Annotated in this window: 18 protein-coding genes and 1 tRNA gene; 13 read left to right on the top strand and 6 right to left on the bottom strand. The window is 55.8% G+C overall.

Features of this window, described 5'->3' with window-relative positions; all coding sequences use genetic code 11:
• Positions 1-21: 21 nt before the first annotated feature.
• Positions 22-2,802 carry a flavocytochrome c gene (locus QRN24_RS07870; protein WP_250369042.1) on the bottom strand — a complete coding sequence of 927 codons (2,781 nt, stop codon included), beginning with the start codon at positions 2,800-2,802 and terminating at the stop codon, positions 22-24.
• 612 nt (positions 2,803-3,414) lie between these two features.
• Between QRN24_RS07870 and QRN24_RS07865 the strand changes: the two genes are divergently transcribed.
• Both QRN24_RS07865 and fumA read left to right on the top strand, forming a co-directional pair.
• Complete coding sequence (locus QRN24_RS07865) at positions 3,415-4,923, top strand: anion permease (protein ID WP_072126457.1); 1,509 nt, start codon at positions 3,415-3,417, stop codon at positions 4,921-4,923.
• Between the two features lie 55 nt (positions 4,924-4,978).
• On the top strand, positions 4,979-6,628 hold the full coding sequence (fumA, locus tag QRN24_RS07860; RefSeq protein ID WP_025203790.1) for a class I fumarate hydratase FumA: 1,650 nt from the start codon (positions 4,979-4,981) through the stop codon (positions 6,626-6,628).
• On the opposite strand, the gene QRN24_RS07855 is transcribed toward fumA, so the two are convergent.
• Complete coding sequence (locus QRN24_RS07855; protein ID WP_113656033.1) at positions 6,617-7,522, bottom strand: LysR family transcriptional regulator; 906 nt, start codon at positions 7,520-7,522, stop codon at positions 6,617-6,619. The genes fumA and QRN24_RS07855 overlap by 12 nt on opposite strands.
• A 95-nt stretch (positions 7,523-7,617) precedes the next feature.
• On the opposite strand from QRN24_RS07855, the gene QRN24_RS07850 reads away from it, so the two are divergent.
• From QRN24_RS07850 to QRN24_RS07840, 3 genes are all read left to right on the top strand, one after another.
• Positions 7,618-8,925 (top strand): serine hydrolase domain-containing protein, encoded by a 1,308-nt coding sequence (locus tag QRN24_RS07850; protein WP_284942636.1) that lies wholly within the window; start codon positions 7,618-7,620, stop codon positions 8,923-8,925.
• Positions 8,926-9,220: 295 nt separating this feature from the next.
• A complete protein-coding gene (locus tag QRN24_RS07845) occupies positions 9,221-10,534 on the top strand; it encodes an MFS transporter (RefSeq protein WP_020883317.1) in 1,314 nt (437 codons plus the stop codon).
• Complete coding sequence (locus QRN24_RS07840) at positions 10,531-11,319, top strand: substrate-binding domain-containing protein (RefSeq protein ID WP_063156604.1); 789 nt, start codon at positions 10,531-10,533, stop codon at positions 11,317-11,319. Before QRN24_RS07845 ends, QRN24_RS07840 begins: the two co-directional genes overlap by 4 nt.
• Here QRN24_RS07840 and psrA read toward each other — a convergent pair.
• A complete protein-coding gene (gene psrA, locus QRN24_RS07835) occupies positions 11,294-12,193 on the bottom strand; it encodes an L-proline-binding transcription factor PsrA (RefSeq protein WP_014170763.1) in 900 nt (299 codons plus the stop codon). The two genes, QRN24_RS07840 and psrA, sit on opposite strands and share 26 nt — an antisense overlap.
• Positions 12,194-12,508: 315 nt before the next feature.
• On the opposite strand from psrA, the gene mtfA reads away from it, so the two are divergent.
• Positions 12,509-13,306 (top strand): DgsA anti-repressor MtfA, encoded by a 798-nt coding sequence (gene mtfA, locus QRN24_RS07830; protein ID WP_014170764.1) that lies wholly within the window; start codon positions 12,509-12,511, stop codon positions 13,304-13,306.
• Here mtfA and QRN24_RS07825 read toward each other — a convergent pair.
• Positions 13,303-14,514: an MFS transporter gene (locus tag QRN24_RS07825; protein WP_284942598.1), complete on the bottom strand. Its 1,212-nt coding sequence runs from the start codon at positions 14,512-14,514 to the stop codon at positions 13,303-13,305. The two genes, mtfA and QRN24_RS07825, sit on opposite strands and share 4 nt — an antisense overlap.
• Before the next feature lie 138 nt (positions 14,515-14,652).
• Between QRN24_RS07825 and QRN24_RS07820 the strand changes: the two genes are divergently transcribed.
• From QRN24_RS07820 to QRN24_RS07795, 6 genes are all read left to right on the top strand, one after another.
• Positions 14,653-16,395 carry an IucA/IucC family protein gene (locus tag QRN24_RS07820; RefSeq protein ID WP_284942597.1) on the top strand — a complete coding sequence of 581 codons (1,743 nt, stop codon included), beginning with the start codon at positions 14,653-14,655 and terminating at the stop codon, positions 16,393-16,395.
• Positions 16,395-17,342, top strand: a complete 948-nt coding sequence (locus QRN24_RS07815) for a GNAT family N-acetyltransferase (RefSeq protein ID WP_284942596.1) — start codon at positions 16,395-16,397, stop codon at positions 17,340-17,342. Before QRN24_RS07820 ends, QRN24_RS07815 begins: the two co-directional genes overlap by 1 nt.
• The gene (iucC, locus tag QRN24_RS07810) at positions 17,339-19,081 is read left to right on the top strand and encodes an aerobactin synthase IucC (RefSeq protein ID WP_284942595.1); all 1,743 of its coding nucleotides are present in this window, start codon (positions 17,339-17,341) and stop codon (positions 19,079-19,081) included. The genes QRN24_RS07815 and iucC overlap by 4 nt, the downstream gene beginning before the upstream one ends.
• The gene (locus QRN24_RS07805) at positions 19,078-20,403 is read left to right on the top strand and encodes a lysine N(6)-hydroxylase/L-ornithine N(5)-oxygenase family protein (protein ID WP_032678487.1); all 1,326 of its coding nucleotides are present in this window, start codon (positions 19,078-19,080) and stop codon (positions 20,401-20,403) included. Before iucC ends, QRN24_RS07805 begins: the two co-directional genes overlap by 4 nt.
• Before the next feature lie 26 nt (positions 20,404-20,429).
• Entirely contained in the window at positions 20,430-22,619 is a 2,190-nt protein-coding gene (locus QRN24_RS07800; protein ID WP_014170770.1) for a TonB-dependent siderophore receptor, read from the top strand.
• Between the two features lie 164 nt (positions 22,620-22,783).
• Positions 22,784-22,859 (top strand) — tRNA-Asn (locus QRN24_RS07795).
• Positions 22,860-22,902: 43 nt separating this feature from the next.
• On the opposite strand, the gene QRN24_RS07790 is transcribed toward QRN24_RS07795, so the two are convergent.
• Positions 22,903-23,811: a LysR substrate-binding domain-containing protein gene (locus QRN24_RS07790; protein WP_151712446.1), complete on the bottom strand. Its 909-nt coding sequence runs from the start codon at positions 23,809-23,811 to the stop codon at positions 22,903-22,905.
• Between the two features lie 170 nt (positions 23,812-23,981).
• On the opposite strand from QRN24_RS07790, the gene QRN24_RS07785 reads away from it, so the two are divergent.
• Positions 23,982-24,590 (top strand): glutathione S-transferase family protein, encoded by a 609-nt coding sequence (locus QRN24_RS07785; protein ID WP_047744884.1) that lies wholly within the window; start codon positions 23,982-23,984, stop codon positions 24,588-24,590.
• A gap of 287 nt (positions 24,591-24,877) precedes the next feature.
• Here the strand turns inward: QRN24_RS07785 and cbl are convergent, their stop codons facing one another.
• Positions 24,878-25,828, bottom strand: coding sequence for an HTH-type transcriptional regulator Cbl (gene cbl / locus QRN24_RS07780; protein ID WP_073396092.1), 951 nt, complete (start codon positions 25,826-25,828; stop codon positions 24,878-24,880).
• Positions 25,829-25,856 lie beyond the last annotated feature (28 nt).

The raw sequence follows: 25,856 nt of genomic DNA, 5'->3' as shown, positions 1-25,856 counted from the left end.
CGGCATACCCTTACGGCTGACTTACGCCCTTTTCGCGCGCATCGCCGCCTGATGTCCGGCAAGCGTACCAAAAATAATGATATCTGCCACCGCGTTACCCCCGATGCGGTTACCACCGTGGATACCACCGACCACTTCACCGGCCGCAAATGCCCCTGGCAGCACGTTGTGGTTGCTGTCCAGTACGCAGGTTTCGGTGTTAATGGTCACACCGCCCATGGTGTGGTGCACACCCGGCGCAATCTGAATGGCATAGAATGGCCCTTCGTTGATTGGCGCACGCAGCGCGGTCGTACGGCCAAAATCGTCATCGTGCTGTTTTTCAACAAAGCCGTTGTAACGCTCCAGGGTCGCCAGGAAAGCGTGGTAATCCATACCCAGGGCTTCAGCCAGCGCTTTAGGTGAGCTGGCGCTGGTGACAAACCCTTTGGCGATGTACTCATCTGCCGCTTTGTTTTTGGCGCGGACATGCTCATCAAAGACGATGTAAGCGTATTTCTCCGGCAGGGCGATAATTTGTGCAGAGACTTTATCGCGGGTTTCCATCTCGTTGAAGAAACGGTTCCCCTGCTGGTTCACCAGAATCGCCCCGCCACCGCGGATGGATTCGGAAATCAGGTACGAGGTTTTCTGCTCAACGGTTGGGTGGATCTGGATTTCCCCCATATCGACCGTACCGGCGCCAATACGCTCCAGCAGCGCGATACCGCCCCCTGTCGCCCCTTTGTGGTTGGTGGTCACGAAACCTTCCAGGTCAGGACGGTACTTCACCACCATCTGGCTATTGGCGCTGAAACCACCGGTAGCCACAATGACGCTTTTGGTTGCTACGGTAAGGGTTTCGTTTTCTTCCGTGGTCAGACGTACGCCGGTGACTTCGCCGTTCTCGAAGAGAATGTCGCTGACCGACGTATCGAGCATGACCTCGATGTTGCGTTTGTTGACGTTACGCACCAGGCCGCTAATCAGATAGCCGCCCACCGCAGAACCGTCTTTTGGACGGTGAGTACGGTCGATGCTCATCCCGCCGGTGGTGGTGATGTCGTTGAGCATAATGCCGCGGGTCGCCAGCCACTCGATCGCCTGCGGGGCATTTTCCACAAAGCGGCGCAACAGTTCCGGGTTGTTCTTGTTTTTACCGCCTTTCAGGCTTTCCTGATAGAACAGCTCTTTGCTGTCCTGAATTCCTTTCACCCGCTGGAAGCGTGTTTCCGCGGCGTTCATCCCCGCAGACGCTTTAATGGTGTTACCGCCGATGGAGGGCATTTTCTCGACAATCAGCACGCTTGCGCCTTCGTCATGCGCCTGGATTGCTGCGGCCAGACCCGCGCCACCGCTACCGACCACCACAACGTCAACGCTTCGGGTCTCGCTCGGGTCGACACCCTCTTCGGCTGCCAGCGCTTTGCTGGATTTCAGCATGGCTTTGGACACCGCTTTTTTGACCGCTTCACTCTGGCTGGTTGCACCGGTAATGGCATCCACGTGCGGGGTGTTTGCATCCAGAATACGGGTGCGGATCTCTTCGAAGCTGGTGACAAACTCAACGTCCTGGGTCGGGCCAGAAGCCAGTTCAATGTCGGCGATGCGGTCGGTCTCCAGGCTGACGTTAATCACCAGTTCATTGCTATCGTCCCGAACATTCTCAATAAACATGCCCGGTTTAAATTTCGATTCACCCATGCTCATATCGCGGATCATCGCCTCCACCAGCGAGAAACGCCACAGCGGCTCAGGGATGCTTAGCGCTTCGCGTCGGGTGCTGTCCATAAACAGTTCCAGCGTTTCTCCCGCCGCGATGCGGTCTGTCCAGTCCGGATAGGCGATGGTGGCGCGGCCTACGGCGATAAGATCGTAGCCATGTTCCAGCGCCTCGTTCGCATCCGCGGCATTGACCACGCCACCGACGCCCATGACCGGCACCTGCGCCAGCGTGTCAGAACGCATTGCGCGGTATTTTTCGATAAGCGGGGTCGGATCCTGCGTGTCGACAATAGAAGGACGCAGGGTTGCGCCAACGGAGAAGTGCAGATAATCCACACCGCGCGCGGCCAGCTTTTCCAGCAGGTACATGGTGTCTTCAAAGCGGATGCCCGGCTCTTCCAGCTCTTCAGGGGAGAAGCGATAGCCGATGATAAAGGCGTCATCGGCGTACTGGCGCACCATTTTATGGGTGATGTCGAGCACGGCCAGCGGGAATTTCGCGCGGTTATCGCGGCTGCCACCCCACTCGTCGTCACGCTGGTTAGAGTTTGGAGAGTAGAACTGCTGAATCAAATAGGTGTTGGCCCCATGGATTTCAACGCCATCGAAACCCGCCTGAATCGCACGGCGTACTGCTTCACCGAACTTACCGATCATCCCTTCGACTTCTTCCCCCGTCAGGGCAACCGGCGTGGCGGCGCCGTCACGCGGCGCGGCAACGGCACTTGGCCCCACCGGCGTGCGGCCACCGATCAGTTTCGGATCAACCATGCGGCCGCCGTGGTAGATCTGCAGCAGCGCTTTAGATCCTTTGGACTTAATCGCCTCAGCGATCTTCGCCAGCCCGGCGATTTTCTCGTCGTTATCAATGCCAATCGCACCCGGGAAGGCGAGACCGAGATCGTCAACAAAGCAGCACTCAACAATAATGGTACCAATACTGCCTGAGCGGGCGCGATAGTACTCAACCAGCTCGCTGGTCACCGTACCGTCGTAATAACCGGTACAGGTCGTCATAGGGGCCATTAACAAACGGTTTTTCAGTTCGGTACCATTCGGTAATGTGAAGGGGCTTAGAATACGTTCGTTAGTGCTCATAATAGAAACTCCAAACTTTAAAATTAAGAATTCGTTATCGGGCTCAGTTTTATTTCGATTTTTTTATTCCGATGTCATAATACTAATATAATGATTTTTTTAGTTTCTAAAGCTATTACGTTAGTTAAAAAACTATTTAATCCCTTCAATAACATTAATAACACATTGGTGTTAGCAATATTAATTACTCCATTCACAATCCTTTAAACACTGTTAACGTATCAATGACCTTTTTACGATCCCAAGAGACAAAAACAAACCATTAAAAACAAATAGTTATATGAAAATGGTTATTTGAAATGTTAACAACATTGAGTAAAATACATATCAAAATAAATAATACCCACATACGCCAGAGTGGTTATTATCAACTGAACAAAAACACCACCGCAACTCTATTTTTTTGATCGCGATCAAGCATCGAGACAGTCAAAGGCGCAATATATAAATATCATCAATTTTTAATTTAGCGCATCAAAAATGCGTTAAATCGCTATTACTGAAATAGCAAATGCGCACATTTAGTAACTAAATAAAATAAAAACAAACTAAAGAAAGCAAATGAATATTTCAGCGCATAACCGAATTCCTGACAACTTAAGACGCGAAACTATGAATACAAAAACTGCTGTAACGCCCCCTGTGGCGAGTCAAGCATCCAACGGAAAGGCAAAACGTCTGCTAATGATGGCATTGCCCATTGTCGTTGCCGTGCTGTTACTGTTTGTTCCGGTCCCGGAAGGGCTTCCTCCTTACGCGTGGCACTACTTCGCTATCTTTGTCGGCGTGATTGTCGGTTTAATCTTCGAACCGCTGCCAGGCGCGGTCATTGGCCTGACCGGCGTCGTGGCAATTGCGCTCTGCAGCCAGTGGGTGTTGTTCAGCCCGGAACAATTGGCCGACCCGAAATTCAAACTGGCGGGTGCCTCCTTTAAATGGGCCGTGAGCGGTTTTGGTAACTCTACCGTATGGCTGATTTTCGGTGCCTTCATGTTTGCCGCAGGCTATGACAAAACCCGCTTCGGCCGCCGTCTGGCGCTGATTCTGGTGAAATATCTGGGTCGTCGCAGCCTGACGCTCGGTTACGCTATCACCTTCGCGGACCTGCTGCTGGCACCGTTTACACCTTCCAACACCGCGCGTAGCGGCGGGACCATCTATCCGATTATCGCTAACCTGCCGCCGCTGTATGGTTCAAAACCGAACGATCCAAGCGCGCGTAAAATTGGTTCTTACCTGATGTGGGTGGCGATCACCGCGGCCTGTATTACCAGCTCAATGTTCCTGTCTGCCCTCGCACCGAACCTGCTGGCGCTGGCGCTGGTGAAAAGCACCGTGGGGATCGACATCTCCTGGGGCACCTGGTTTATCGCATTCCTGCCGCTGGGCGTGCTGCTGATTCTGACCATGCCGCTGCTGGCCTACTGGTTCTACCCGCCTGAAGTTAAAGTGAACAACGAAGTGCCACTGTGGGCGACCCGTGAACTGGAAAAACTGGGCAAACTGTCCCGTAACGAAATCCTGCTGCTGATTTTCGTCTGCTGCGCGCTGCTGATGTGGATTTTCGCCGCCGCGTGGATTGAACCGGCGATGGCTGCATTGTTAATCGTGGGTCTGATGCTGTGGACCGGGGTGCTGGAGTGGAACGATATCACCGGGAATAAAGCCGCCTGGAACACCTTCGTCTGGTTCGCCACCCTGGTTGCGCTGGCGGATGGCCTCTCCTCCACGGGCTTCATTAGCTGGCTGGGTAAAGAAGGCGGTCTGCTGATGAGCGGTATCTCGCCGGGTGTTGCCACCATCGTACTGCTGCTGGCGTTCTACCTGCTGCACTACCTGTTTGCCAGCACCACCGCACACACCACGGCGCTGCTGCCAGCGATGCTGACCATCGCCTCTACCATTCCGGGCATGAATATGGAGGTGTTCGTCCTGCTGATGGTGACCTCCCTGGGTGTCATGGGGATTATCACCCCTTACGGTACCGGCCCTAGCCCTATCTACTACGGTAGCGGCTACCTGCCAACCAAAGACTACTGGCGCCTCGGCACCATCTTTGGTGCCATCTTCCTGGCGGCCCTGCTGCTGATTGGTTATCCGTGGATGTCCATGATGTTCTGATCCCTGACCGCCGGGCTACCTCTCCGGCGGTTTTATTTTTTTGGAGCAATACGCTATGTCAAACAAACCGTTTTACTACCAGAACCCCTTCCCTCTCGCACACGACGATACCGAATACTATCTGCTGACCAAAGAACACGTCTCTGTTGCCGAATTTGAGGGTCAGGAGATCCTGAAAGTGGAACCCGAAGCGCTGACGCTGCTGGCACAGCAGGCTTTCCACGACGCCGCCTTTATGCTGCGCCCTTCGCATCAGAAACAGGTTGCCGCGATTCTTAACGACCCACAAGCCAGCGAAAATGATAAATACGTTGCCCTGCAGTTCCTGCGCAACTCTGAAATCGCGGCCAAAGGCGTGCTGCCCACCTGCCAGGATACCGGCACGGCGATCATCATGGGTAAAAAAGGCCAGCGCGTCTGGACCGGTGGCGGTGACGAAGCCGCGCTGAGTCAGGGTGTCTATAACACCTACATCGAAGATAACCTGCGTTATTCCCAGAATGCCGCGCTGGATATGTATAAAGAAGTCAATACCGGCACTAACCTGCCTGCGCAGATCGATCTCTACAGCGTCGACGGGGACGAATATAAATTCCTGTGCATGGCAAAAGGCGGCGGTTCCGCGAATAAAACCTATCTCTATCAGGAAACCAAAGCGCTGATTACCCCGGCGAAGCTGAAAAACTACCTGGTTGAGAAAATGCGTACCCTGGGTACCGCGGCCTGCCCGCCTTACCATATTGCCTTCGTGATTGGGGGAACGTCGGCTGAAGCGACGCTGAAAACCGTTAAGCTCGCCTCAACGCGCTATTACGACGCGCTGCCCACCGAAGGTAACGAACACGGTCAGGCGTTCCGTGATGTTCAGCTCGAACAGGAACTGCTTCAGGAAGCACAGAACCTCGGCCTGGGCGCACAGTTTGGCGGGAAATACTTCGCCCATGATATTCGCGTGATCCGTCTGCCGCGCCACGGCGCCTCCTGCCCCATTGGTATGGGCGTCTCCTGCTCCGCTGACCGCAACATCAAAGCCAAAATCAACCGCGACGGTATCTGGATTGAAAAACTGGAGCACAATCCGGGCCAGTATATTCCTGAATCCCTGCGTCAACAGGGCGAAGGCGACGTGGTCAGCATCAATCTGAATAAGCCGATGAAGGAGATCCTGGCCCAGCTTTCTGCTCATCCGGTCTCTACCCGCCTGTCACTGAACGGCACCATCATCGTGGCGCGCGACATTGCCCACGCGAAGCTGAAAGAGCTGCTCGACAACGGTGAAGAACTGCCGCAGTACGTCAAAGACCATCCAATCTACTACGCAGGCCCGGCCAAGACTCCGGAAGGCTATGCATCAGGCTCTCTCGGCCCAACCACGGCAGGACGGATGGATTCGTACGTCGACCTGCTGCAGTCTCACGGTGCGAGCATGATCATGCTGGCGAAAGGCAACCGTAGCCAGCAGGTGACCGATGCCTGTCATAAGCACGGCGGTTTCTACCTCGGCAGCATCGGCGGCCCGGCGGCGGTACTGGCACAAAACAGCATCAAGCGTCTGGAGTGCGTGGCCTATCCTGAGCTGGGTATGGAAGCCATCTGGAAAATCGAAGTGGAAAACTTCCCGGCGTTTATCCTGGTGGATGACAAGGGTAACGACTTCTTCCAGCAGATCCAGAATCAGCAGTGCAATGGGTGTTCACAGCGCTGAGTTTTTCCACAACGCCGGTAACAGTGACAGCGTTTCAGCGATCCTCTCTCGCTTGTCGCTTCCCGGCTTCCAGATGGTCACCATCGTCTGACTTATCCCCTGGCTGCCCACTTCGGTGTGCAGCCTTTTTACCTTTTTCCACCCGGTCGGCTGGAAATGCGTCGGTAAAAATCCCCAGCCGCATCCCTGCTCCAGCAGGCCCCGCAACATCTCCAGCTCGTTGGTAAAAAGGGTGTGCCCCGAAATTTGCAGACGACGCGCCACCGGCTCATCCGAGGCGGCGTGCATAATCACCTGCGGCACCAGCGATAACTCAAGCAGCGACAGCGGCTGCGTGGTTTCAGCGAACAGCGTGTTGCAGGCGTAGAAATCCATATCGATCGCCCCGAGCGCCCGCCACTCCATTTCATTACCCACACTGCGATTACGTGCCTGGCAAATGCCCAGATCCGCCTGCCCGCTGGCCAGCATCGCTTCCGCCTCATCCCGGGAGGCGCTGACCAGGCTCAGACGTAAATGTCGCTTCGCCATCTCGCCAATCAGCGCCTGCAAAAATGGCCTCGAGGTAAAGGGATCGTAAACCAGCGTGATGTCCTGCGTAGCACGCTCCGGTACCGCGCTGGCAAATGCCTCAAAGGCTTTCACCTGGCGCATCAGCAGGTGCGCCTGCCGCTGCAGCTGCTCGCCCTCAGGGGTCAGACGCAGCGTGCGTCCTTCACGCACAAACAGCCTGTACCCTAATCCATCTTCGAGAAAATCAATCAGGTCGCGCAGCGTCGTACGATCTTTCCCGAGCTTCATCGCCGCTTTTGCCAGGCCACCGTATTCCACCACGGCGGTAAACGCTTCCAGTTGGGCAAAGGAATAAATTACCGTCGACACGCCACTCTCCATTCAGTTTTCGGGGGGAATTTCCCCCATTACGCGTTTTTTATTATAAGTCGCGGGTTCTTAAACTGAAGGCGTTCCTAATCACAGCGAGAAAAATGATGAATTATCCTTCACTGAACCGCACGCTGCTGGCGGGCGTTGTAATTAGCCTGTGCAGCGCTCTGTTTGCGCCTGTCGCGCTGGCGGCCTGCGACGGTACTGACCTGAACACCTGCCCTGCTCCGTTCGACAAACAGCTTCCTGACACGCACAAGATGCTCACCTGGAGTCAGGCGGATCGCGTGGTCGGCTTTCGAAATGACTACCGCAACTACGCGGGAGATGTGTTCCATCACGGCAACGCCACGCCGCTGCTCAGCGCAGAGAAACCGCTCACTGACGCCCGCTATCAGGTCAACGGCAAGACCTATAACCTGCAGGACTACCTGAAACGTCAGAACGTGAGCGGCATGCTGTTACTGAAAGACGGCAAAATCGCGTGGAAATATCTCGGCGAAGGCAATACGGATACGACGCTCTGGACCTCCCGTTCGGTCGGGAAATCCGTGGTCTCAACGCTGGTTGGCGTGGCTCTCAAAGAGGGAAAAATTCGCTCACTCGACGACCTGGTCACGCAATACGAGCCAGACCTGAAAGGCACCGCCTGGGACGGCGTGACGTTAAAACAGCTGATCACCCACACCTCCGGCGTGGCATGGAACGAAGACTACACTAATCCCGCCTCCGATTTCGCGCAGCTCACCGAGTGTGAAGCGAAACCAGGCACCTATGACTGCGTGCGTAAGCTGGTGTCCGGGCTGAAACGCGAACACCCGGCAGGCCAGCACTGGTCTTACTCCTCCGGTGGCGCCTGGCTGTTGGGTGACGTGCTTGAGCGTGCAACGGGCATGACCCTGGCCGCCTATCTTGAGAAGAGCATCTGGCAGCCGTACGGCATGGCGAGCGACGGTGTATGGCATGCCTACCGTAAAGGTCAGCATGATGTCGGCGCGCATGGCTTTAACGCCACGCTGGAAGACTGGGGACGCTTCGGGGAGTTTATCCTGCATAACGGCACACTACCGAACGGCAAACAGATCCTGCCCGACAACTGGGTGAAAGACGCCTCACGCTGGACGCAGGCTGATGGCTCTGTCTCTGACGCACACCCGACCGGCTTGTACGGCTATCAGTGGTGGAACAACGAAGTGCCCGTCACGGCCACGAAGGTGGTGCCCGCGGCGAATGAGTCGCTGAAAGGCTCGCTCTGGGCGCTGGGCATTTTTGGGCAGATGATCATGGTAAACCAGGCGGAAAATCTGGTGATCGTTCAGTGGTCCACCTGGCCGCAGGCCGAACCGTCGTTTAGCGCACAGCCGCTGGAAGCCTCACTGATGTTCAGTGCGATTGCCAACGCGTTGCGGTAAGTCGCGGTGAGTCATCGTTAACAGCCAGGCATCGCCTGGCTTTTGTCTTCTCTGCAAACAAAGGTGCCTCTGCGCGATGTCACAAAACGGCAATATCAGTGACTTACCCAACCTGGTGAATAAAAAATCAATTAATTGTTAAGTTGTTGTTACGACAATCACTCCCGATCGACCACGCGCTATTGATGCGTTAAATGCATCAGTCCATGTATTAATTGCGCTTATAAATTTGGGGTTCTTGATCCAGTTTTCAGAAACAGACGAGCAAAACGTCAACAATAAACTGGAGATAACCATGTTTTCCTCAACCTCACCTGCAACCGTTCGCTCGAAAGCGGGCGCGATACTTCGCGTTACGTCCGGCAACTTTCTCGAGCAATTCGACTTCTTTCTCTTCGGCTTTTATGCGACCTACATCGCGCATACCTTTTTCCCGGCGAGCAGTGAATTTGCTTCCCTGATGATGACGTTTGCCGTCTTCGGCGCAGGATTTTTAATGCGCCCCATCGGGGCAATCGTACTGGGTGCCTATATCGACAAGGTTGGGCGCAGAAAAGGACTCATCGTGACCCTGTCGATTATGGCGGCGGGTACCTTCCTGATCGTGCTTATTCCGTCTTATCACAGCATAGGTCTGTGGGCACCGTTACTGGTTCTGACTGGCCGACTGTTGCAGGGGTTTTCTGCCGGAGCGGAGCTGGGTGGCGTATCGGTCTATCTGGCAGAAATTGCCACGCCCGGCCGCAAAGGTTTTTACACCAGCTGGCAGTCCGGCAGCCAGCAGGTCGCTATTATGGTTGCGGCAGCCATGGGTTTTGCGCTGAATGCGCTGATGGCAGAGAGCGCCATTCGTGAATGGGGCTGGCGTATCCCGTTCCTGGTCGGCTGCTTAATCGTACCGTTTATCTTTTTCCTGCGCCGCAAGCTGGAGGAGACAGAGGAGTTCAATGCACGCCGCCATCATCTGGAGATGCATCAGGTCTTTAAAACCCTGCTCGGTAACTGGCAGGTGGTCATTGCCGGCATGCTGATGGTGGCAATGACCACCACGGCCTTTTATCTGATCACCGTTTACGCGCCGACTTTCGGGAAAAAAGTGCTGATGCTCAGCGCCTCGGACAGCCTGCTGGTCACGCTTCTGGTGGCAATTTCCAACTTTATCTGGCTGCCGATAGGCGGTGCGCTGTCGGACCGCTTTGGGCGTAAACCGGTGCTTATCGCCATGACGCTGCTGGCTCTGGCGACGAGCTACCCGGCACTGACGCTGCTGGCGCAGGCACCGAGCTTCTCAATGATGCTGAGCGTCCTGCTGTGGCTCTCTTTCCTCTATGGCCTGTACAACGGTGCGATGATCCCGGCGCTCACGGAGATCATGCCTTCTGAAGTTCGCGTGGCGGGGTTCTCTCTGGCCTACAGTCTGGCAACGGCGGTATTTGGGGGGTTCACGCCGGTAATGTCTACCGCGCTGATAGAATATACCGGGGATAAAGCCTCTCCCGGCTACTGGATGAGTTTCGCCGCGGTGTGCGCCCTGCTGGCAACACTTTACCTGTACCGTCGTCGTGCAGTGACGCTGCAAAATACCGTGAAATCAGAGGGGGCGGCATGAGACTGATTCCTCGACTGACCACCAGCGCGTTGATACTGACCGTCCTGAGCTTCAGTGCCTCAGCGAAAGAGGTGACGGTCATGATCTCAGGCGGTTTTAAAGCCGCCCTTGAAAAGCTGGCACCGGAATATGAACGCCAGACCGGCGATAACATTGTGCTCATTCCCGGCCCGTCTATGGGAACGACTCCGCAGGCAATTCCTAACCGGCTTGCGCGCGGGGAAAAAGCCGACGTGGTGATCATGGTGGGCGATGCGCTGGCAACACTTGAAAAGGACAACCTGACTCAGCCAGGCTCACGCACGGAACTTGCGGACTCCCCTGTCGGTATGGTGGTAAAAAAAGGCGCTGACGTCCCGGATATCAGTAACGAGGCGAAACTTCGCCATACGCTGCTTCAGGCGGAGTCCATCGCCTACTCCGACAGCGCCAGCGGCAGATACGTCAGCCAGACGCTGTTCAAAACGCTGGGGATTGAAAAAGAGGTGATGGGTAAAGCAACGAAGGTTGAGCGCATTCCCGTCGCCGAAGAAGTGGCGAAAGGGAAATACGCGGTAGGTTTCCAGCAGGTCAGCGAACTGCTGCCGATTCCGGGAGTGACGTTTATTGGCAAACTCCCGGACAACCTGCAATACATCACCCGCTTTGCTGGCGCCGTCACCCGCCACGCCGACCATCCTGGCGAAGGGAAAGCGCTGCTGGATTACCTTTCCTCGACACAGTCCAGCGCCGTGATTCGCGACACGGGGATGAGCCCCGTCACGTCCCGCGGTACTGCTCAGTAATGTGTTTTTCCAGTTCAGCCGCAATGTAAGACTGGATACGCCCCCGGCGTCGAATCAGCCCCACAGTGCGTTTCACCTCCGGTGCCACGAGCGGGACAGACGTCAGTAGCGAGTGCTCTGACGTCGGCATCGACATGGCGGGCACGGCAGCAATGCCGATGCCCGCCTCTACCATACCGAGCATCGTGGTCACATGGCGCGTTTCGCAAACGCTGGGACGCGCAGGCACGATATCCCCCAGCATCCGGTCGAGCAGGTTACGGTTGCCTGACGTTTTGTCGAGGATGATATAGTCCTGCTGATAAAACGCCTGCCACGTCAGGTGAGTCTTTTTTGCCAGAGGGTGATCGCGCCTGCACGCGGCGACATAGCTATCTTCCACAAGGGGGAAAAACTCGATTTCAGAGGGCAAACTCCCGGCGAAACAGATCCCGAAATCCGCCTGGCTACGGGCAACCGCGTCAATGACATTCCCCGCGCTGCTGTCGATGAGCTTAATCCGGACACGCGGATAACGGGACTGAAAGCGACGAATGACATCCGGCATAAAGTAATAGGCCGCAGACGGTACCGTAGCGACGGTAATCAGCCCGGTCCGCTCTTCACTCACTTTATCAATATCAGCCAGCATGGACTCAACGTTATCGAGCAACTGCGCTGAACGTTCAGCAAAGTTCTGCCCGTACAGTGTCAGAGCCACGTGGCGGGTGGTCCGGTCAAACAGCTTCGCTCCCAGCGCCGCTTCCAGTTTTTCAATCCTGCGGCTCAGTGCTGACGGGGACAAACAGATAGATTCAGCAGCAACCCGAAAGTTGCCGTATTCCACTAACGCTCTGAAAGCATAAAGATCGTTAAGGTCAAAATTTACGGGCATAGCGTCTGAATGTCCTGTCTGGCAATACGAACGAAAGTCAAAAATAATAGCGGCTTATTGTCCTGCCGCAACCGGTGAAGCGCCGAAATTCCTTAAGGAGTTGGTTTTCACGCTGAACTTAATGGGGTAAGTGTCATAAGATTAGGCTTCGACTGAGTTCACAAAATGAAGGTGATACCAGCAAACCGCTATCCACCGTTACGTACGAAGTGATAGTTTATCGAGGCTGGAATTGAAGCAATGACCGAATGTCTGGCATTTTAACAGAACCTTACCTTCCCCTTTTGTTCAAGTGACGAGTTTGCGAGCAAAGCGATGATTAAGTGGCCCTGGAAAACGAATGACGCTGGCCGAAATATGGCGCTGCCGTGGGATGAAGCGCTGGCGATCCCTGTTCTGGCTAATCTTCAGCCGGATGAACAATCAAAACTGGTTCAACTGGCGGATCGCTTTTTGCAGCAAAAACGTCTGGTTCCGCTGCAGGGCTTCGAGCTGGATCCCCTGAAAAACGCGCGTATCGCCCTGCTTTTCTGTCTGCCGGTACTGGAACTCGGTATTGAGTGGCTGGATGGCTTCCATGAAGTGCTCATCTACCCAGCACCGTTTGTGGTGGACGATGAATGGCAGGACGATTTCGGCCTGGTGCATAACCAGCGGGTGGTGCAGTCCGGGCAAAGCTGGCAGCAAGGACCGATCATCCTGAACTGGCTTGATATTCAGGACTCCTTCGACGCATCAGGCTTTAACCTGATCATTCACGAAGTGGCGCATAAGCTGGATACCCGCAACGGCGATCGTGCCAGCGGTGTACCGCTGATCCCGCTTCGTGAGGTTGCAGGTTGGGAACACGATCTGCATGCGGCAATGGATAATATCCAGGATGAGATAGATCTGGTGGGCGAAAGTGCCGCCAGCATCGATGCCTATGCGGCAACCGATCCTGCGGAGTGCTTTGCGGTGCTGTCAGAATATTTCTTTAGCGCGCCTGAGCTTTTCGCCCCCCGTTTCCCGGCCCTGTGGCAACGGTTCTGTCAGTTTTATCAGCAAGACCCTCTGCTGCGTCTGCGGCAAAATGAGGATCCTGCCGGCAATTCATCTCACCAGCTCCATTAAGACGGGTCGACATGGGTACGATTGACCGCCCGTACCCATAGGCTCATCACCAGAAACATCAGCGCCATCACCCAGGCGGCCTGCGTTAAAAATACCTCGCCGAATAAACGCGTGACGACAGGCACCAGCAGCGCACTCAGGCCGTAACCCAGCGTGTGGCTGGTGGCAATCACTCCCGCCCCTTTTCCGGTGGTCAGCCGTTCATTCAGCAGCAGCTGGTATCCCGGCGTCGCCATGGCGGCTCCCAGCGACGTCATGACAATCCCCACGTAGAACAACACCAGACCGGCAATACACATTAGCCCCAGTCCCGTCACCATCAGTACCGCGGCCAGGCAGAGCAATGTCACCGGGCTGAAATGCTGCGGACGGACCACCAGAAATTGCGCAGCGAGGGTTGCCAGCGCGGCCAGACTCAGCAGCAGCGCGACATGATGACTCACCTCTCGCGGGTTACCGTCCAGCAGAGGGCTGAGATGCGGTGACAGGCCAAGCTGCATCAGGCTCACCAGTGCGGCCAGAAGCAACGCCAGCACAAGGTACGGCAGCATTGAAACCTGCACATGCGTTGCCTGATGCGCGACAGGCGGCAGCGGCGGTTCGGCGACCTCTCGAAGGACCAGCAGGAGAGCAATAAACGGTGCAATCGCCATCAACCAGAGGGGTGCCACCGGATTGACGCTAAGCATCATCGCCGCCAGCGGCGGCCCCAGCAGACGACCGCAGCTGAGGCCGGAGCTAATGGTCGCCAGCGCGGCCATGCGTTTATCCAGACCCGCGCGCTGAATGGCCCATGTCTGAGCCGCTGGCACCAGCCCTGAGACGGTCAGGCCGTACAGCGTGCGCGAGAGGATCAGGCCCGCCAGCCCCCAGACAGCACTCATCATCCCGCTTGCCATCGCCCAGACCACCAGCGCCATCACGACGAAACTCGCCAGATAGCCACTTAGCGAGGCCAGCATCACGACCTTACAGCCGTGTCGCTCGCTCTGACGCCCCCACCAGGGCGATGCGGGTAAAAAGAGCATGGAGCCGAACATTAACAGCCCCGCCCAGACGGAGAGCGATAACCCGGTCAGGGTGACCAGTTGCGGCAGCATGACCAGCAAACCGTTTTGCCCAATACCTAACAATCCGGCGCATAACGCCAGTGGCCAGTTCGCTTTCGGGGTGAGGTTTTCCGTCAGTGTTTCAGGGTAAGTGCGCATGAGAATGTGAACATAGTGTCAATAAATGTGTGGAAATCATGAAGTTTATGAAAACAAATATTGCAAAAATAGTTGCGACTGTAAACAGAATGCATATCATAACGATAATTATTATCAATCATGGAATGAGGTACACCTATGCGTACTCTGCCCCGCTCCGCCGGTACAGACGTTGCGGCCCAGTGTTTTTTGAACGCCCTGTTGCGTGAAACGAAGGACTGGCGCTATCTCCCCGCTACCGTTGCGGATGAGCTATCGCAGATTCATATTCCGCTCTCTTCAACCCAGGCCATTCGGGTTCCGGTACGCTATTTCTCTCCGACTCAGCATCATCAGTATCACTTTCCGGCGACGCTTATCCAGCGCGACAGCGACAGCGGTGACGCCGTCACTTTCACGCAACTGATTGACTTAATTCTGGAAAAACCTTCAGTTAAAGGCTCACTCGATACCGAAACGCTGGCTCGCTTTAAGCAACGCGCCCTTGAAAGCCATGCCCACACCTGGCAGGCCATCGATTTGCGCCACAACTGGGCAACCCTGCGTGACAAACCGCTGAATTTTGCGCAAGCAGAACAGGCGCTGCTGGTGGGCCATGCGTTTCACCCGGCCCCCAAATCTCACGAGCCGTTTAACGAAAGTGAAGCGCGCCGTTATTTGCCTGATTTTGCCTCCCGCTTCCCGCTGCGCTGGTTTGCGGTTAAGCGTGAATTGATTGCCGGCGACAGCCTGGCCGTCTCTCTTCGCGAACGCCTGCTGCGCTTCGCAGCGCAGAGTGCCCCTGAGCTCCTCGGTCACTTCACCGATACCTGCTGGCTGCTGCCGATGCATCCGTGGCAGGCCGAGCATCTGCTGGGTCAGGCCTGGTGCCAGCGTCTTGTGGCTAACGGCGACCTGCAGGATTTGGGCGAAGCGGGCGCGCAGTGGCTGCCCACCAGCTCCTCGCGCTCGCTCTACAGCGAAACCAACAGCGACATGATCAAGTTTTCCCTCAGCGTGCGCCTGACCAACTCCGTGCGCACGCTGTCGGTGAAAGAGGTTAAACGCGGTATGCGCCTGGCGCGTCTGGCTAAGACAGCGCGCTGGCAGACCTTACAGGCACGCTACCCGACCCTGCGTGTTATGCAGGAAGACGGCTGGGCGGGGCTGCGTGATGAAAATGGCGTCATCCAGGAAGAGAGCCTGATGGCCCTGCGCGTGAACCTGCTGTTCGAGACGCCAGAGAGCCAGACCAACGTACTGGTGAGCCTGACGCAGGCGGCACCGGACGGAGGTGACAGTCTGCTGGTTGCGGCGGTACGTCGTCTGAGCCATCGCCTGGATTTACCCCTTGCCGAGGCTGCGCGCTGCTGGGTGCAGGCGTATTGCGATCGCGTTTTACTTCCGCTGTTTAGCGCGGAAGCGGATTACGGCCTGGTTCTGCTGGCGCACCAGCAAAATATCCTCGTTGAGATGCAGCAGGATTTCCCCGTCGGGCTGATCTACCGCGATTGTCAGGGCAGCGCCTGGACTGAAGGGGCCAATGAATGGCTAAAAGAGGCGGGTGAACATGATGTGGAAAACCGTTTTGGCGAAAGCCAGCTGCTGCGCTACTTCCCCTACTACCTGCTGCTGAACTCAACGCTTGCCGTGACTGCCGCCCTCGCCGCCGCCGGTTTCGACAGCGAAGAGAGCCTGATGGCGCAGGTGCGTGACGCACTGGCCGAATTACGCAAAACAGCGAAACAGACCCGCTGCCTCGACTACGTGCTCGACAGCCCAACCTGGAACTGTAAAGGCAACTTTTTCTGCTACCTGCACGATCGCAACGAAAACACCATCGCCGATCCGGCAGTGATCTATTTCGACTTTAGCAACCCGTTTTACAAGGAGAAGGCGTGATGGCAAACGCGAATATCGTCCATTCTGGCTATGGCTTTCGCTGCACCGCAACGGAGAACACTCTGCCCCTGACGTTAGGTCTCGACGGCAGCGCAGTGCTTGAGCGCGTGAGTGGTATCCCGGAAGGCTGGTTAGTCAACGCGCTGGATCAGCTGTTCATCGCCGCACCGGCACTGACCGGCGTCACGCTCCCCTGGTCTGCCTGGCAGGATGAACCGCAGGCGCAGGCGCTGTTTACGCTTGCCAGCGGGGATTATCTGGCGCGCGAAACGTTCTGGCAGTTGCCTCTGTGGCTGCAGGGAGAACGGCCCCAGAACCACGGCGGCATGCAGTTCGATGAAAGCCGTCAGCTTTACTTCCCGCTACGCCCTCACCGTCCGCAAGGCGAAGTCTATCGCCGTTACGACCCGCAGATTAAACGCACCCTGAGTTTCCGCGTGGCCGATGTGGCGCAGGACGGCGAACGTTTCACCCGCTGGATGAACACCCCGCGCGTTAACGCCTTCTGGGAGATGGCCGGCCCGCAGGCGGAGCAGGAAAATTACCTGCGCCGTCAGCTCGACTCGACCTATTGTTATCCGCTTATCGGCTGCTTTGATGACCAGCCGTTCGGCTACTTTGAAATTTACTGGGCGGCGGAAGACCGTATTGGTCGTCACTATCGCTGGCAGCCGTTTGACCGCGGCCTGCACATGCTGGTTGGGGAAGAAAACTGGCGCGGCGCGCAGTATATCCGCAGTTGGCTGCGCGGTCTGAGCCATTATCTGTGGCTGGATGAGCCACGCACAACACGCATCGTTGCCGAGCCGCGTTTCGACAACCAGCGCCTGTTCCGCCATCTTTCGTCTGCCGGTTTCGAGACCGTAAAAGAGTTCGACTTCCCACATAAACGCTCGCGCCTCATCATGAACCAGCGTCACCGCTTCTTCAGCGAGGTGGGACTGTGAACGTGTACTGGCAGAAAGTGAACCGCGACATGGTGGCGAAGATCCTCGCCGAGCTGGAATATGAACGCACCCTGAGCGCCCGGCAGCTGGCAGACAATCGATGGCAAATCACCATGGGCGCGGAGACCTGGCAGTTCCAGGCCACGCGCGGGATCTGGGGCTGGCTGCATATCGACCCCGAGAGCCTGACCACCGTCAGCGGTAACGCAGTGGACGCAGAAACTGCACTGCTGCAGCTTGCGACGGTACTGGAGATGAGCGACGCGCAGACCGCGGAGCATCTGGAAGATCTCTATGCCACGCTGCGGGGTGATATTCAGCTGTTACAGGCGCGCGAAACGCTGGATGCTGACGCGCTCATTCATCTCGACCCGGACGAATTACAGTGCCTGATGAGCGGCCATCCTAAGTTTATCTTTAACAAGGGACGCCGTGGCTGGGGGCTGGATGCGCTACGCCAGTATGCCCCGGAATACCGTGGCCGTTTTCGCCTGCACTGGGTCGCCGTGCAACGTGCGCACCTGGTCTGGAGCAGCGATGTTGATTGCGATATCAATACTCTGCTGGCGAGCGCCATGGATAACGCCGAGCGCGCCCGGTTTGATGCCCGCTGGCAGGCGCTGGATCTTGATGATAACTGGCTGCCCGTGCCGCTGCATCCGTGGCAGTGGCAACAAAAGATTGCTGTCCATTTCCTGGCGCAACTCGCGCGCGGCGAAATGGTTGAGCTGGGCGAGTTTGGCGACGAGTACCTGGCGCAACAATCGTTGCGTACCCTCACCAATGCCAGCCGCCGCGCGCCGTTTGACATCAAGCTGCCGCTGACCATTTACAACACCTCCTGCTATCGCGGTATTCCGGGTAAGTACATTGCCGCTGGCCCGCTGGCCTCACGCTGGTTACAGCAGCAGTTCGCCAGCGATGCCACGCTTATTCGCTGTGGCGCGCAGGTGCTTGGCGAGCCCGCGGCCGGGTATCTTTCCCACCCGGGTTACGCCGCGCTGCCGAAAGCGCCTTACCGTTATCAGGAGATGCTGGGGGTTATCTGGCGCGAAAATCCGTCCTGTTATCTTCAGCAGGGTGAAGAAGCGGTGCTGATGGCTGCGTTGATGGAGAGCGATAACGCCGGACGCCCCTTGATTGACGCATGGATCGCCCAATCCGGTTTGACCGCTGAAGCCTGGCTGGAAAAGCTCTTTGACGCGACGGTCATCCCCTTCTATCACCTGCTCTGCCGCTACGGCGTGGCGCTTATCGCCCACGGCCAGAACGTGACGCTGGTGATGAAAGACGCCATCCCGCAACGCATCCTGCTGAAAGATTTCCAGGGGGACATGCGCCTGGTGGATGAAGATTTCCCGCAGGCAGCAAGCCTGCCTGAACAGGTGAAGTCCGTCACGGCGCGCCTGAGTGCGGATTACATCATTCACGATCTGCAAACCGGTAACTTTGTCACGGTGCTGCGGTTTATTTCACGCCTTACCCTGCAAAGCGGCGTCAGCGAAACCCGTTTCTACCAGATCCTGGCCGAGGTATTGCACCGCTATATGGCCGCGCATCCCGATCTCGCCGAACGCTTCGCGAAGTTTGATCTGTTTAAGCCGCAAATTATTCGCGTGATCCTCAACCCGGTCAAACTGACCTTCTCCGAACACGATGGCGGCAGCCGCATGTTGCCGAACTATGTCACCGATCTTGATAACCCTCTTTTTCTGGTCTCCCAGGAGTCAGCGCAATGAAAACGTATGATTTCATCGGCATTGGTATTGGCCCGTTTAACCTCAGCATCGCCGCACTGGCTGAGGGACTGGACGGTTTTAGTTCGCTGTTTCTTGAACGCAAGCCGCATTTCTCCTGGCACCCTGGCATGATGGTACCGGACTGCCATATGCAAACCAGCTTCCTGAAAGATCTGGTGAGCGCCGTGGAGCCCACCAATCGCCACAGTTTTCTTAACTATCTGGTGCAGCGTAAAAAGTTCTATCGTTTTCTGACCACCGAGCAGCGTACCGTTTCTCGCGAAGAGTTTGCCGATTACCTGTGCTGGGCCGCGGAAAATCTCACTAACCTGTCCTTCAGCCAGCAGGTACAGCAGGTCAGTTTTGATGAAAAAAACGGTCTGTTCGACGTGGTGACTCAGCGCGATCGCTTCCTGGCGCGTAACGTCTGCGTGGGAATTGGCAAACAGATTAACCTGCCTGACTGCGCTCCGGCGCAGGATGACAGCTGCTTCCACGCCAGCGAGATGATGCTGCGCACGCCGGACTTAGCGGGCAAGCGCGTCACCGTCGTCGGCGGAGGTCAGAGTGGTGCGGATCTGTTTCTGAATATCTTCCGCGGGGAGTGGGGTCAGCCACTGAGCCTGAACTGGGTTTCCCGACGCAACAATTATAACGCGCTGGATGAAGCGGCTTTCGCCAACGAGTATTTCACACCGGAATATGTAGACAGCTTCTCCACGCTTGGCGAAGAGGCGCGTCGTCAGATGCTGCACGAGCAGAAGATGACCTCCGACGGCATCACCACGGAGTCTCTGCTGGCGATTTATCGCGCCATGTATCACCGCTTCGAAGTGCTGCGGGAAAAACCGTGGGCACACCTCCTGCCCTCTCGCTCGGTCACCGCGATCGCGCAGCAGGAGAACGGCAAGCGCCTGACGTTACAGCATCACCTTGACGGCGGCCGTGAACAACTCGATACCGACGTGGTGATTTTCGCGACCGGCTATCGCACCGTGCAGCCTGCGTTTCTGGCACCGCTCTCCCATCGCCTGCGTCTGGACGCCGACGAAACCTTCTGCATCAACAATGATTTCACCCTTGAATGGGACGGTCCGCAGAGCAACCGCCTGTTCGCCGTGAATGCCGGGATGCACCGTCTTGGCATTGCCGAACCCCAGCTCAGCCTGATGGCCTGGCGCGCCGCGCGTATTCTGAATCGCGCGCACGACGACGAGCCGTTTGAGCTGGCCACTACCCCTGGCGTGATCCACTGGCGTAGCACTCCCCGCCCGGACAGCAGCCAGGTTTATCAATCTTTAGCAAGAACCACCGAGTACTGACACACACATTCAGGAACTACATAACAATGAAACGTTCTCATCTTTGGGTTTTAAATCCTTGCTTGCTTGCAATGCTTTCTACCTCTGCGTGGGCGGAAGAACAAAAGGAAGAAAATATTGTTGTCTCCGCCAGCCGCGCGCACCGCAGCGTGGCGGAGATGGCGCAGACTACCTGGGTTATTGAGCGTGCTGAGATTGAACAGCAGGTTCAGGGTGGAAAAGAGATTAAAGAAGTCCTGGCGCAGTTGATCCCGGGCATGGACGTCAGCAGCCAGGGCCGCACCAACTACGGTATGAACCTGCGCGGCCGCTCGATGATGGTGATGGTGGACGGCGTGCGCCTGAACTCCTCCCGCAGCGACAGCCGCCAGCTCGACTCCATCGATCCGTTCAACATTGACCGTATCGAAGTGATCTCCGGCGCCACGTCCCTCTACGGCGGCGGCAGCACCGGCGGTTTGGTGAATATCGTGACCAAAAAAGGCCAGCCTGATACCGAAGTGGAGTTCCAGACCGGAGCAAAGAGTGGCTTTAACAGCCATAACGATCACGATGAGAACGTGTCAGCCGCGGTGAGCGGCGGCAACGACAATGCCTCTGGCCGGTTGTCAGTATCGTATCAGCGCTACGGCGGCTGGTACGACGGCAAAGGCAACGAGGTGATTATTGATAACACCCAGACCGGATTACAATATTCCGACCGTCTGGATGTGATGGGAACAGGCACCCTCAACATCGACGATCACCAGCAGCTGCAGCTTACGACGCAATACTACAAGAGCGAGTCCGACGGGAAGCACGGCCTGTTCCTCGGGGAAAACTTCTCCGCGGTTACGGGTGATGCCAAAGCCTACAATAAAGGCAACCTGAACTCTGACCGCCTGCCGGGCACAGAGCGGCATCTGATTAACCTGCAGTATTCCAACACCGATTTCTGGGGCCAGGATCTGGTCGCACAGATTTACTATCGTGACGAAAGCCTGACCTACTACCCGTTCCCGACACTGACCAAAGGCGTGGTGAGCAGCATCGGTGCGTCGCAGCAGAAAACCGATTTTTACGGCGGCAAGCTGACGCTGAACAGCAAACCGATGGATGATTTAACGCTGACCTGGGGTGTGGATGCTGACCACGAAACCTTCGACGCTAACCAGCAGTTCTTCAATCTGGACAAAGCGGCAGCAAGCGGCGGTATGGATCTGGAGAACGCCTATAACGTGGGCCGTTACCCGGGTTACAGCATTACCAACCTCGCCCCGTTCCTGCAGGCCAGCTACGACATTGATGCCATTACCCTGAGCGGCGGCGTGCGCTATCAGTACACCGAAAACAAGGTGGATGACTTCGTTGGTTATACCCAGCAACAGGCCATCGCTAACGGGAAAGCCACATCGGCTGATGCGGTACCGGGCGGGAAAACCAATTACAACAATTTCCTGTTCAACGCCGGGATCCTTGGCCGTCTGACCGAACAGCAGCAGCTGTGGTTTAACTTCTCCCAGGGCTTCGAAATTCCGGACCTGGCGAAGTACTACGGCTCCGGTACCTACCAGCTTGTCGACGGGCACTATCGCCTGCTGAACAGCGTGAACGTTAACGACTCGACGCTGGACGGCATTAAGGTTAACGCGTATGAGCTGGGCTGGCGCTACACCGGCGATAACCTGCGCACGCAGGTTGCGGCGTATTACTCGCTCTCGGACAAAACCATCACCATCAACAAAACGGACATGACCATCAACCTGGAAGACGACAAACGTCGTATCTACGGGATTGAAGGCCAGGTGGACTATTTCTTCACCGACAGCGACTGGAGCACGGGCGCGAACTTTAACGCCATTAAGTCTGAAACCCGCGAAAACGGCAAATGGGAGAAGCTGACGGTAGACAGCGCCAGCCCGTCGAAAGCCAGCGCCTGGGTCAACTGGGCACCGGGCGACTGGACCCTGCGCGTGCAGAGTACTCAGACCTTTGACGTGTCAGATGCCGACGGTAAGAAGATCGATGGCTATAACACGGTCGACTTCCTGGGCAGCTACGACCTGCCGGTGGGTAAAGTGAGCTTCAGCGTGGAAAACGTGCTGGACAAAGACTACACCACCGCCTGGGGTCAGCGTGCGCCGGGGCTGTATAGCCCAACCTACGGTGCACCAGGTCTGTATACTTATAAAGGCCGTGGCCGTACGTTTGGTCTGAACTACTCCGTACTGTTCTAATCCTGCGCGCCGCCTGCGGGCGGCGCAATTTGCTGTGTAATTTCAGCACAAATTTGCTATAAAATCAGCGATTTGCTGAAATTGTCGGCAAACGAACGAAAAGTGCGTTTTCCCCCTTTGACAAGACGGACTGAGGTCGATACTATGCGCCTCGTTCACACGATTCCTCTGTAGTTCAGTCGGTAGAACGGCGGACTGTTAATCCGTATGTCACTGGTTCGAGTCCAGTCAGAGGAGCCAAATTTGAAAAGCCTGCTTTTAAAGCAGGCTTTTTGCCTTTCTGTTAGCCGTTACTTTCCACAGCCCCTGTCACCTGACGCCAGGTCGCCACTTCCTCATCCAGCCACTCACTAAAGAGAGCCACCTCCGGTTTCGCTTCCCTTAACTGCGATGTCACCAGCCAGTAAGGCCAGGGATAAGGTGCAGTGAAAGAGGTAAGCTGGACCAGCTCGCCCCGGGTGATGGCATCCTGTACCAGAGAGCGACGCTCCAGCGCGATACCTTTACCGAGTCTGACAGCCTCAAGGACTAAATTTGAGTCGTTAATGCATAACCCGCCGGGCACAATATCTTTTTCCAGTCCCGCATTGAAACACCAGGTTTTCCACGACTCCATGGAGAATATGATTTTACTCTTCGCCACCTCAGCTGGCGTTGCCGGGAGGACGCCGCCGTTATAACCGGGTGCTGCAACCACAATCAGTTCATCTGAAAAAAGATAATGGCAGTTGCTTCCTTCCCAATTACCTTTCCCCATGCGTATCGCCACATCTATCCCTTCCTGCTGCATGCGGGTGATCGTCAGACTGGCCTGGATCCGCAGCGTGATGTGTGGATATTTTTCCCGAAACCGCTCCAGACGCGGCAACAACCAGTGACAACCAAAAGACGGCACCATCGCCAGCGTCAGTTCCAGTATTCTCGGTTTCACCTGCACTAACCGGGTGGCATCTGCGATATGATTCAGTGCTTCGCGCACCTGTAACGCGTAGAGACGCCCCTCTTCGTTGATCTGCACCCCTCGCCCATAACGGATAAACAGCTTCACCCCCACCATTTCCTCCAGCACTTTAATCTGCTGGCTGATGGCGGAATGGGTAACGTGAAGCTCTTTCGCCGCAAGCGTTACGCTGCCAAGGCGAGCCACAGCTTCAAAACTACGCAAACTTGCGATAGGTGGAAAATCCGACATGAAACCACGCCCTCATACACTGAATCTGATAAACGCTAACCGGCCAATCTGTCAGTAATACTAACTTAGGCCGTAAGATACTGATGATATTCGCCATAACGAATTTATTGTAATGTCTGTTTATCATCTTCAATGAAGCGTTTTTTCACACAGACAGGAAAACGGGAATCATGATAAAGCTGATTGGCATGATGGATTCTCCTTATGTACGCCGCGTGGCGGTCTCCCTGGAACTTTATGGCGTTGCGTTTGAAAGCCAGCCGTTGTCCGTATTCAGCACGTTTGAGGAATTTTCCCGGATTAACCCTGCGGTAAAAGCGCCAACGCTGGTTCTGGAGAATGGAACACATCTGATGGACTCGTCTCTCATACTGAATTATTTTGAGGCTCAGGCCGCGCCTGAACGGAGACTCCTGCCCGTGACGCCGGATGCACTGGCGAACGATCTCCAGACGCTGGGCTTTATCCTCGCCGCCGCGGAGAAAGCTGTGCAAAATGTGTACGAACACAATCTGCGCCCGGCGGAGAAACAACATAATCCGTGGATAGAACGTATTACCGTCCAGCTGCTGGCTGCCTGTCGGGAATGGAACGCGCTGCTGGAAGCACGCCCGGAAAACGCGGTGGCCGATCAGGTTGCTGTTACCAGTACGGTTATCTGGACATTTATTCAGTCAATGATCCCTCACGTCGTTAACGCCGGGGATTTTAAAAGAATTCAGGCGGTGGCCGACGTTTTCGAAAACCAGGCGGCATTTAAAAAGTACCCTTTTAGTTAACGCTTCGCTCGGCGTGTTATGGGGCTTTTCAGCCCCTTTTTTTGCCGCACGCGAATATTATCCTCATCTAAAAGATTCATATTTTTTTATTTATTCTTATATGTAACCCAATGGAAAATATGAGAAACATTTCAATATAAAACAATCTTATGACGTCACAAGGTATCGTTATTCATCTGGGTATTCTTGAGAACAAGCGGTCAGGAAATTAAACGGTTTCAATAAAAAAGCCTGCTTTAATTGCAGGCTTGTGCTTCTTGTCGACGGGGACGGGTGCTATAAGGGGCTTAAATCTGATAATCAATCGCCACTTCTTCTGGCTCCATCACCTGACGTTTAATCTCATCCACGGACAGCCCGGCGTTGCAGAGTTCGATAAAGCGCCACACATAGTTGCGCTGCAGTTGTCCACGCTTCAGGCCGAGCCATACGGTATTGGCATCAAAGAGATGACGCGTATCCAGTCGTACCAGGCTCTCCGTCTCGCGTTCACCACCGGACTGTTCCGCCACCAGACCAATGCCCAGCCCCAGCTCGACGTAGGTTTTGATTACATCAGAGTCCTGTGCACTCAGCACCACATCCGGCGTTAAGCCTTTGCGGTTAAAGGCTTCATCAATGCGCGAGCGTCCGGTAATACCCTGCCGGTAGGTAATCAGTGGCCATTTCGCGATATCTTCCAGCGTCAGGGGCGTAACCTGATTCAGCGGATGGTCGACGGGAAGTAACAGACTGTGGTACCAGCGAAACCACGGGAAAGCCACCAGCAGCGGATCGTTGCTCAGGCGTTCACTGGCAATGCCGATATCTGCCCCACCGTTTTGCAACAGCACTTCAATTTCCTGCGGTGTGCCCTGGATAAGCTCCAGACGAACGTCAGGGAAAAGTTCACGGAAGGCTTTAATCACCGGCGGCAAGCTGTAACGCGCCTGGGTGTGGGTGGTGGCGATAGTGAGGACGCCCGAGGCGTCATTGGTAAAGAGATCCGCCAGGCGACGCACATTGCTGGCCTCGTTGAGGATCCGCTCCGCGATGGTCAGCAAGGCTTTTCCCGGCTCCGTCATGCCAAGCAGGCGCTTGCCGCGACGGATAAAAATCTCTATCCCCAGTTCTTCTTCCAGCTCGCGGATATGGCGACTGACGCCGGACTGAGAGGTATAAAGCATATTGGCGACCTCGGTCAGGTTGTAGTCCCGCCTGGCCGCCTCACGGATAATTTTAAGTTGCTGGAAATTCACGATTCACTCCGGCGCATCTGACATAACG

The sequence above is a fragment of the Enterobacter sp. MEB024 genome (genome assembly GCF_030209635.1).
In the GTDB taxonomy this organism is placed as follows: Bacteria; Pseudomonadota; Gammaproteobacteria; order Enterobacterales; family Enterobacteriaceae; genus Enterobacter; species Enterobacter ludwigii.
The sequence above is the reverse complement of the archived record's forward strand: the minus strand, read 5'-3'. Positions and strand labels throughout refer to the sequence as shown.